The 8,976-nt window shown below is 69.7% G+C and carries 5 protein-coding genes; 2 read left to right on the forward strand and 3 right to left on the reverse strand.

Translation table 11 applies throughout. The annotated features are described in order from the left end of the window. Nucleotides 1-10 precede the first annotated feature (10 nt). Both EV187_RS18060 and EV187_RS18065 read right to left on the reverse strand, forming a co-directional pair. Nucleotides 11-1,174: a Gfo/Idh/MocA family protein gene (locus EV187_RS18060; protein ID WP_207221891.1), complete on the reverse strand. Its 1,164-nt coding sequence runs from the start codon at nucleotides 1,172-1,174 to the stop codon at nucleotides 11-13. Between the two features lie 120 nt (nucleotides 1,175-1,294). Next, nucleotides 1,295-2,329 carry a substrate-binding domain-containing protein gene (locus tag EV187_RS18065; RefSeq protein WP_130354444.1) on the reverse strand — a complete coding sequence of 345 codons (1,035 nt, stop codon included), beginning with the start codon at nucleotides 2,327-2,329 and terminating at the stop codon, nucleotides 1,295-1,297. Nucleotides 2,330-2,596: 267 nt separating this feature from the next. Between EV187_RS18065 and EV187_RS18070 the strand changes: the two genes are divergently transcribed. Together EV187_RS18070 and EV187_RS18075 are read left to right on the forward strand one after the other, a co-directional pair. Further along, on the forward strand, nucleotides 2,597-4,117 hold the full coding sequence (locus EV187_RS18070; RefSeq protein ID WP_207221892.1) for a sugar ABC transporter ATP-binding protein: 1,521 nt from the start codon (nucleotides 2,597-2,599) through the stop codon (nucleotides 4,115-4,117). After that, nucleotides 4,114-5,157, forward strand: a complete 1,044-nt coding sequence (locus EV187_RS18075) for an ABC transporter permease (RefSeq protein WP_130354445.1) — start codon at nucleotides 4,114-4,116, stop codon at nucleotides 5,155-5,157. The genes EV187_RS18070 and EV187_RS18075 overlap by 4 nt, the downstream gene beginning before the upstream one ends. Before the next feature lie 985 nt (nucleotides 5,158-6,142). On the opposite strand, the gene EV187_RS18080 is transcribed toward EV187_RS18075, so the two are convergent. Beyond that, nucleotides 6,143-8,920: a PQQ-dependent sugar dehydrogenase gene (locus EV187_RS18080; RefSeq protein WP_130354446.1), complete on the reverse strand. Its 2,778-nt coding sequence runs from the start codon at nucleotides 8,918-8,920 to the stop codon at nucleotides 6,143-6,145. Nucleotides 8,921-8,976 lie beyond the last annotated feature (56 nt).

Raw genomic sequence — 8,976 nt, forward strand, 5'->3', positions numbered from 1 at the left:
CCTGACAGGTTCAGTCGATTGCGGTCCAGACACCGGCCGCCTCGGAGCTCCGCTCGACGGAGCCCAGGACCCGCTGCACCTGGAGGCCGTCGGCGAAGGAGGGGGTCGGCTGGGTGCCGGCCGCGATCGCCTCGACGAAGTCCTTCGCCTGGTGTGCGAACCCGTGCTCGTAGCCGAGCATATGCCCGGCCGGCCACCACGCGGCGACGTACGGATGCTCGGGCTCGGTCACGAGGATCTTGGTGAATCCACGCCGGTCGGCGGGTGCGGTGTCGTCGTAGTAGGACAGTGCGTTCATGTCCTCGAGGTCGAAGGCGATGGCGCCGCGCGAACCCGACACCTCGATGCGAAGGGCGTTCTTGCGACCGGTGCTCATTCGCGACGCGACGAACGCGCCCAGGGCGCCCTGCTCGAACCGCCCGCTGAAGAGGGCGACGTCGTCGACGGTGACGGCGCCGCGACCGGTGCCCGCGGTGCCCGAGAGGCCGCTGCCCTCGGCGAGCAGGGGGCGCTCCGCGACGACGGTGTCGATGGTGCCGGCGACGCTCGTCAGGCGCTGGCCGGTGATGAACTGGGCGAGGTCGATGGCGTGGGCTCCGATGTCGCCCAGAGCGCCCGACCCCGCGTGCTCCTTCTGCAGTCGCCACGCGAGCGGAGCCGTCTCGTCGACGAGCCAGTCCTGCAGGTACTCGGCGCGCACGTTGCGCACGTCGCCGATGGCGCCGCTCGCCACGAGCTGTCGTGCGTACGTGACCGCCGGAACGCGTCGGTAGGTGAATCCGACCATCGCGAAGACGCCGTGCTCGGCGGCGCGCGCGGCGGCGGCCGCCATCACCTCGGCCTCGGCGACGGAGTTCGCGAGCGGCTTCTCGCAGAGCACGTGCTTACCGGCCTCCAGTGCCGCCACCGCGATCTCGGCATGCGAGTCGCCGGGGGTCACGATGTCGATGACGTCGATGTCGTCGCGGGCGATCGCCTGCCGCCAGTCGGTGGAGGTCTCCGCCCAGCCCCACTTCTCGGCGGCGGCTGCCACGCGCCCGCCATTGCGGCCGACCAGCAGGCCCATCTCCGGCGCCGCGGGAAGATCGAAGAATCTCGGCGCGACGCGCCAGCCCTGCGAGTGCGCGGCACCCATGAATCCGTAGCCGATCATGGCTACCCGCATCGAGGTCATCGTTCTCTCTCTCATCGGCCACGACGGGCCGGTCGGGGCGGACGCCCGCGTCGCGAGTGGCGACGCGGGCGTCCGCGAGGGTTGTGCGGGGTGCCGGACCGCGGCCCGGCACCCGTCGCGCTAGGAGGTGAAGGCGGTCGGCAGGTACTCGTCGACGTTCTCCGCCGTCACGACGGGCGCGTAGAGCACGATGCGCGAGGGCACGTCCTGCTCGACGAGGTCGCCGAGCGCCTTGCCCTGGGCGACGAGGCGAGCGAGCGCGATGCCGTCCGCGCCCTGGGTCGACGGGTAGATGACCGTCGCCTCGAGCACGCTGTCACCGGACTTGATGGCCTCCATCGCGTTCTTCGAGCCAGCGCCACCGACCATGAAGAACTCGTCGCGTCCCGCGGCGTCGATCGCCGCGAGGACGCCGACGCCCTGGTCGTCGTCGTGGTTCCAGATCGCGTCGATCTGCGGCGCGGCTGCGAGCAGCTGCGAGGCCGCGGCCTCCCCACCCTGGACGGTGAAGTCGGCGGCGACGCGGTTGCTCACCTCGAGACCGCAGTCCTCGAGCGCGTCCTCGAAGCCCCGCGAACGGTCCTGCGTGAGCGGGAGCGAGTCGATGCCGGCGATCTCGGCGACCACGGCGTCGGGGTTGTCGCCCAGCTTCTCGCAGATGTACGTTCCGGCGCTGACGCCCATGCCGTAGTTGTCACCGAGGACGGTGGCGCGTGCGGCGAACGTGCTCGAGAACTCGCGGTCGACGTTGATGACCGGGATACCGGCCTCCATCGCCTTGATGGCGACCTCGGTGAGTGCCGCACCATCGGTGGGGAGCAGCACGATCGCGTCGACCCCGTCGTTGATGAAGGTCTCGACCTGGCTGATCTGCAGGTTCGCGTCGTTCGTGCCCTCGGCGACGACGAGTTCGACGTCGTCGTACTTCTCGGCCTCGGCGATGGCCGCCGAGTTGATGGCGCCGAGCCAGCCGTGGTCGGCGGCAGGGCCGGAGAAGCCGATCGTGACCGTCTCTCCGCTCTCGGTGTTGTTGGCGTTGTTCGTGGGGCCGGTGTTCTCGGTCTCAGCGCCGGCGGTGCAGCCGGTCACGAGACCGGCGATGGCGATGGCGCCGGCAGCGGCGAACATGCGCCGTCGGGTGCGCGCTGTGCGCATGTGTCCTCCAAATGTGAGTGATTCGCAGACGTGCCATCGAGGACTTCGACTGGCACGACTGCCCCGGAGGGAAGCTCAGCCGCGTCGTCCACGCTGACATCGTCACCGTAGCATAAGTGGCGCTCGAGTTGGCAACTTAAGTTTGTCGATCGTCATAAATAAATTTGCGGCCTCCTCGACGTCCTCATTGCGGCGGACACCCGATCGCCATACCATTCACCGCACTGAGGCTGGCAGTGCCCGCCCCTGATCTGTTATGTTCATCGCATGATCAAAGGTGATAATGCGACGTCATTACTCTCGATGCGGGGGATCACGAAGTCGTTCGCAGGCGTTCACGCCCTTCGTGGCGTCGACCTCGACGTCGTCGCGGGCGAGGTGCACTGCGTGCTCGGGCAGAACGGTGCCGGCAAGTCCACGCTGATCAAGGTCCTCGCGGGGGCGCATCAGCCCGACGGCGGAGAGATCATCTGGCAGGGCGAGCGCCGCGAGATCCCGAACCCCGTGGCCGCCATCGACATGGGCGTCGCGACGATGTACCAGGAGCTCGACGTCGTCGACGGACTGACCATCGCCGAGAACATCTTCCTCGGACACGAACTCGCCACCGGCGGCGTGCTCCACCGCGCCTCGGCCGCGAAGACCACCCGGGAACTGCTCAACCGGCTCGGCCACGGCGACCTGTCGCCGCACCGCGAGGTCGGCACCCTCTCGGCCGCCCACAAGCAGATCGTGAGCATGGCGCGCGCGCTCTCGCACGACGCGAAGCTCATCATCATGGACGAGCCGAGTGCCGTGCTCGATGCCGAAGAGGTGAAGAACCTGTTCCGGGTGGTCCACGAGCTCACCGAGCAGGGCATCGCGATCATCTACATCTCCCACCGGCTCGAGGAGATCCGCCAGATCGGCGATCGCATCACGGTGATCAAGGACGGCGCGAGCATGGCCAGCGGCCTCCTCGTTGCCGACACCCCGACGCCCGAGCTCATCCGGCTCATGACCGGGCGCAACGTCGAGTTCGTGTTCCCGCCGCGCCGCGACCTCCCGGGCGATGCGCCCCTCGTCCTCGACGTTCAGGGCCTCGGGCTGCGCGGCACGTTCACCGACGTGACCTTCGGCGTGCGCGCCGGCGAGGTGGTCGGCCTCGCGGGCCTCGTCGGCTCCGGGCGCTCCGAGATCCTCGAGACCATCTACGGCGCTCGTCGACCGACCACGGGCAACGTCTCGGTCAGCGGCAAGCGCCTCCAACCGGGCTCCGTGAACTCGGCGGTCGTCGCCAGCGTCGGCCTGTCGCCCGAGGAGCGCAAGAGCCAGGGCCTCCTGCTCGAGGAGCCCATCTTCAAGAACGTGACGCTCTCCTCCTTCGCTCGATTCGCGCGGGGGGGAGTGCTGAACGAGCGCCGGGAGCGGGCCGTGACACGCGAGCAGATCGACGCCCTCGAACTCCGACCGGCCGACCCCGATCGGATCACCGGCACGCTCTCCGGCGGCAACCAGCAGAAGATCATGCTCGCTCGCTGGCTCCTGCACGGAACATCCGTGCTCCTGCTCGACGAGCCGACGCGTGGCGTCGACGTCGGCGCCCGCGCCGAGATCTACGCCCTCATCCGTCGCCTCGCCGACGCCGGCACGGCGATCGTCGTCGTGTCGAGCGAGATCGAGGAGGTGCTCGGTCTCGCCGACCGGGTGCTCGTCATCGGCGACGGCCACATCCTCCACACCACACCCGCCACCGAGATCGATGAGCACGGCGTGCTCGACCTCGTCATGAAAGGAACAGCCGCGTGAGCGAGCAATCCCCCGCACCCGCACCTCCGACCACGGTCATCGAACCCAGCGAGAAGCCGAAGGGAGGCATCGCACAGCGCCTGCTGAGTGGTGCCGCCGGACGCAACCTCGGCCTCATCATCGCGTTGATCCTCCTCGTGGCGGTCGGCTGGATCACGGCGGGCCAGACCTTCATGAACGTCGACAACATGCTGACGATCATCCGCCTCGCCTCGATCATCGGCGTCATCAGCATCGGCATGACCTTCGTGATCACCGCGGGCGGCATCGACCTCTCGGTCGGGTCCGTCATGGGACTTGCCAGCGTGGTCGCCTCGTTGTCGTGGATCCAGGCCGGCGCCACCCAGTCGAGCTGGCTGCTCATGGTCGCCGTCGCCGTCGCGGTGGGCGGGTTGGCCGGGCTCATCAACGGCCTGGTGATCGCCTATGGCAACGTCGTGCCGTTCATGGCCACCCTGGCCATGCTCGTCGCCGCGCGAGGCCTCGCCGAGCTGCTCTCCAACCGGCAGACGCAGATCGTCACCGTCACCGGCTTCCTCGACTTCTTCCGCGGCGACTTCCTCGGCATCCCGTGGCTGATCTGGATCTTCGTGCTCGCCGCGGTCGGCGGCTGGTTCCTGCTCGGCCGCACCACGTTCGGCCGGCGGACGATCGCGATCGGCGGCAACTTCGAGGCCACGCGACTCGCGGGCATCCGCGTGAAGCGTCACCTGGTGTCGCTCTACGTGCTCGCCGGCCTGGCGGCCGGCATCGCCGCCGTCATGATGCTCGGCCGCACGACCGCGGGCACCTCGACTCACGGTCAGCTCTACGAGCTCGACGCCATCGCGGCCGTCGTCGTGGGCGGCACGCTCCTCGTGGGCGGTCGCGGCACGATCGTCGGCACGGTGCTCGGCGTGCTCATCTTCGCGACGCTCACGAACGTCTTCACGCAGAACAACCTGTCCACCTCGGTGCAGAACATCGTGAAGGGCGTGATCATCGTGATCGCGGTGCTGCTGCAGCAGCGCTTCGCTGCACGTCCGGGTCGCTCGAGTTAGCCGACCCGCCGCATCACTGCGCCCCGACGATCCCTGGTCGTCGGGGCGCAGTCGTGTGCCCCGGGCCCCCAGTCCACGGGGCATTCACCGCAGCAGGCCGGGGCGCGCGGAGGTTGCGGTGTTAGCCTGAGGCGCCTGCCTTTTCGGAAGAGGGGTGGCGCAGCGTTCCGGGTCGCGCGTTACGGGTGCGACCCGGAACGCGCCGTTTCCGGCCGCCGCATTCCGCATGGCGGCATCGCTCCGGCCCGGTCCTCGACGCCCCCGGGAGGGGCACAGCGGAACCGCGTCAGGGCCCGGCCGCCCGGAAGCTTCCCCGACTCGATCGCGCCGGGGGCGCCGCGTGCCCTGCCCCTGCCGGCTGCCCCTGCCCCCTGCCAGCGCCTCCTGCCACTGCCCCGCCCCGGCTCCAGCGCGCACCCGCCCCCCGCCCCGGCTCCAGCGCGCACCCGCGCCCTGCGCACCCGCGCGAGCCAGGCCACGGCACTCGGCCGCGTTCGTCGGGCGCCGCCGCGCCGGCCCCCTCCTCACGGTCCTGCGCCATGTGCGCCGGGCTCCGCGACCTGCCGCCTCCTGCGTCACGGCGCTCGTGCGTCAGAGCGGTACTTCGACACCGCTACTTCGAGACTGCGGCACTGCGACAGTGAGCCACGCCTCTACTTCGCCACTTCGCCACTTCGCGACTTCGCCACTTCGCGACTTCGCGACTTCGCCACTTCGCGACTTCGCCACTTCGCGACTTCGCCACTTCGCGACTTCGCCACTTCGCGACTTCGCCACTTCGCCACTTCGCGACGCGCTACGACGCCTTCCGCCCCCTGCCGTGCGCCCCGTGCCCCTGCGCCCCTGCCCTGCGCCCCCCGCCTGCGCCCCCTGCCCCGTGCCCGCGCACCGTCGCCAGCCGTGCTCCAGGCGCCACGAGTGTCCGCGCACATGCGAGAGCCCCGGCCCGCCGCATGGGCAGACCGGGGCTCCCGGGTCGTGGCGCCTACAGGCGCTGCTGGATGTCGGCGATCACCGCCTCGGCCGCACGGATGACGAGCGCCGCCGCGTCAGCGTCGGTGCGGATCCGGTTCGGGACCTGCTCGACGATGAAGTCGAGCTTGCTCAGCGCGGTGGTGGTGTCCTCCGCGGCCAGCGCCGCGTCGATCTCCACCAGCGTGTCGCCGAACGACGCCTCAGCACCACGGGTGATGCGGTGGTCGGCCTCGAGGGCGTCGAGCAGGGCACGGATGTCGCTCGTCGACGTGGTGAACGCCAGCTGGTCGAGCTCGACTCCGCCGGTGCTCGTCACGTACACGCGGTCGGTGCCCTCGGGGACCTCCACCAGCGGCGACGAGGTCTCCGTCCAGGCGCCGCTCGTGTTCGCGACGTCGATCGTCAGGAACGGCTCGGCGTCGGCGGCACCCCAGCGCAGGGAGAGCGTGCCGGTGCCGATCGCGCGTGCCTCGACGCCCGTGATCCCGACGAGGTTCACCGGGTCGTACGCCAGCCAGTCGCCCTCGTCGAACGAGGTGACCTTGCGCACGCCGTGCGCGGTCGTGTCGTCGACGATCTGCGTGCCGCCGCTCGTGGCGTCGGCGTGCTCCGCCTGCAGCTCACGCGGGTTGAGCAGGGTCACCGCATCGCCCAGGAGGGCCGGTGCGGTCGCGGTGCCGCTGTCGGTGTACGAGGCGCCGATCACACCGTAGATGTTCTCGGTCTCACCGTGCCCCGCCTCGGACTGCGTCTCGATGGTGGCGGTGCATCCGCTGCCCGTGAAGAGCGGGTGGGCGTGCGTGTTGTCGTGCCCGAGGCCGTAGCTCCACAGCACCCGGCTGCAGTCGATCGTCTCCTCGGGGTCGGTGACCTTCACCTCGAAGGCGACCTTGTCGCCCCAGTCGGTGAACGAGCCGTTCTCGGGGGTGATGATCTCCACGATCGGGGCGGTGTTGCCCACCGTGATCACGACCGAGGTCAGGCTCACGCGTCCGCCGCTGTCGGTCACCCGCACGCGGGCCGTGTACTGACCGTCCTCGGTGTAGGTGTGGCTGATCTCAGCGGGACCGTCGGTGAACGTGCCGGTGCCCTCGAGGTCCCAGGCGAAGCTCAGCGCGAGGTCGTCGGGGTGGGTGCTGCCCGCGGCCGAGAAGTCGACCTCGAGCGGGCCGTGGCCCGACGTGACCGACGCGGTGAGGTCGGCGCGGGGGCCCTTCGTGCCCACCACGTAGTCGACCCGGTACAGGCCCGCGTCGGGGTTCGGCCGGAAGAAGCCGTCGCCGTAGTCGAGCACGTAGAGCGAGCCGTCGGGACCGAACTCGAAGTCGATCACGTTGTCCCAGACCGGCATGCCGGCGGCCGTGAGGGCCGAGTTCGGCAGGAAGTCCTGGATCCTCGTGACCTCGCCGTCGGGGTCGTCCTGCGAGAACACGAAGATGCGGTCGCGCGAGAACTCGGCCATGAAGGCCTTGCCGTCCCAGTACTCCGGGAACTTCGTCGCCGAGGTGTTCTCCTCGTCGTAGCGGTAGGTCGGGCCGCCCATGGGCGCCTGGCCGCCGCTGCCGAACTCGGTCCACGGCTGGTGCGTGGGCTGGTCGCCGTACCAGATCTGCGGTGCGGTGGCCGACGGCAGCTGCTGCAGGCCGGTGTTGTAGGGCGACGGGTTCACGAGCGTTCCGGCGCAGTCGTACCAGCCGCGCACGGTGAGGGTCTCGTAGTCCCAGTTGCTGTAGTTCGCGTTCGGACCGTGGCAGAACGGCCAACCGCCGTTGAGCGGAACGGTCGTGGACTGCCACTCGACATAGCCCATCGGCCCGCGCAGGTCGTTCGCGGTTCCCGCGTCGGGGCCGTAGTCACCCCACGTGAGCGCAGACGTCACCGGGTCGTAGTCGATCCGGAACGGGTTGCGAACGCCCATCACGAAGATCTCCGGGCGTGCCCCGGCCGTGCCGGGGGCGAAGAGGTTGCCCGATGGGATCGTGTACGAGCCGTCGTCCTGCACGTCGATCCGGAGGATCTTGCCGCGAAGGTCGTTCGAGTTGCCGGCGCCACGACGCGCGTCGAACCCGGGGTTGAACCCGGGACGGTCGTTCATCGGGGCGTAGCCGCTCGCGCCAGGCGCGCTCGCGGGGGTGTTGTCACCCGTCGCGAGGAGCACGTTGCCGTCGTTGTCGAAGGCGACGTCGCCGGCGACGTGGCAGCACTGGCCGCGCTGCACCTCGACCTTGATGATCGCCTGCTCCGTCGACAGGTCGAGCGAGCTCGTCGCGGAGTTCCACTTGAAGCGGCTGAGCTGGTTGTAGCCCTTCCACTGGTTCCAGTAGCTCGCGTCGGCGCCGGCCGGGAGGCTGTTCGGCGCCGAGCCGGTCGGCGTCGTCGTCGGGTACGGCGCCGTCATGGTGCGGGGCGCGTAGTAGAGGTAGACCCAGCCGTTCTCCTCGAAGTCGGGGTCGAGGGTGATCGTCTGGAGGCCGTCCTCCGAGTTGGCGTAGACGTCGATGGTGTTGACCACCGTCGTCGTGCCCTGGGCGGGGTCGGTGAGTCGCACCTGGCCGCCGCGCGTCGTGTGCAGCACGCGCGAGTCGGGCAGCACGGCCATGTCGATCGGCTCGCCGACGTCCTTCGTCAGCGTGACCTTCTCGTAGTTGGCCCAGGTGGTGGCGGTGATCTCGTCGCCGTGATCCTCGCCGTCGTGGGCATACGCGGCGCCGGCGCTCAACGAGAGCGAGGTCACCGCCAGGAGTCCGCTGAGCACGAGCGCGCCCAATCGGAATCTGGGTGTGGACATGGATGTCTCCTTGGAAGAGGGGTGTGATGTGGAACGGATGCCCCGGGCCGGGTTAC

The sequence above is a fragment of the Agromyces ramosus genome (assembly GCF_004216665.1).
GTDB classification, from domain to species: Bacteria; Actinomycetota; Actinomycetes; order Actinomycetales; family Microbacteriaceae; genus Agromyces; species Agromyces ramosus.

What these genes read in the sequence shown, in the direction of transcription:
- EV187_RS18060 (WP_207221891.1), bottom strand. Translation starts at nt 1,174, where the DNA reads ATGACCTCGATGCGGGTAGCCATGATCGGCTACGGATTCATGGGTGCC.
- EV187_RS18065 (WP_130354444.1), bottom strand. Translation starts at nt 2,329, where the DNA reads ATGCGCACAGCGCGCACCCGACGGCGCATGTTCGCCGCTGCCGGCGCC.
- EV187_RS18070 (WP_207221892.1), top strand. Translation starts at nt 2,597, where the DNA reads ATGATCAAAGGTGATAATGCGACGTCATTACTCTCGATGCGGGGGATC.
- EV187_RS18080 (WP_130354446.1), bottom strand. Translation starts at nt 8,920, where the DNA reads ATGTCCACACCCAGATTCCGATTGGGCGCGCTCGTGCTCAGCGGACTC.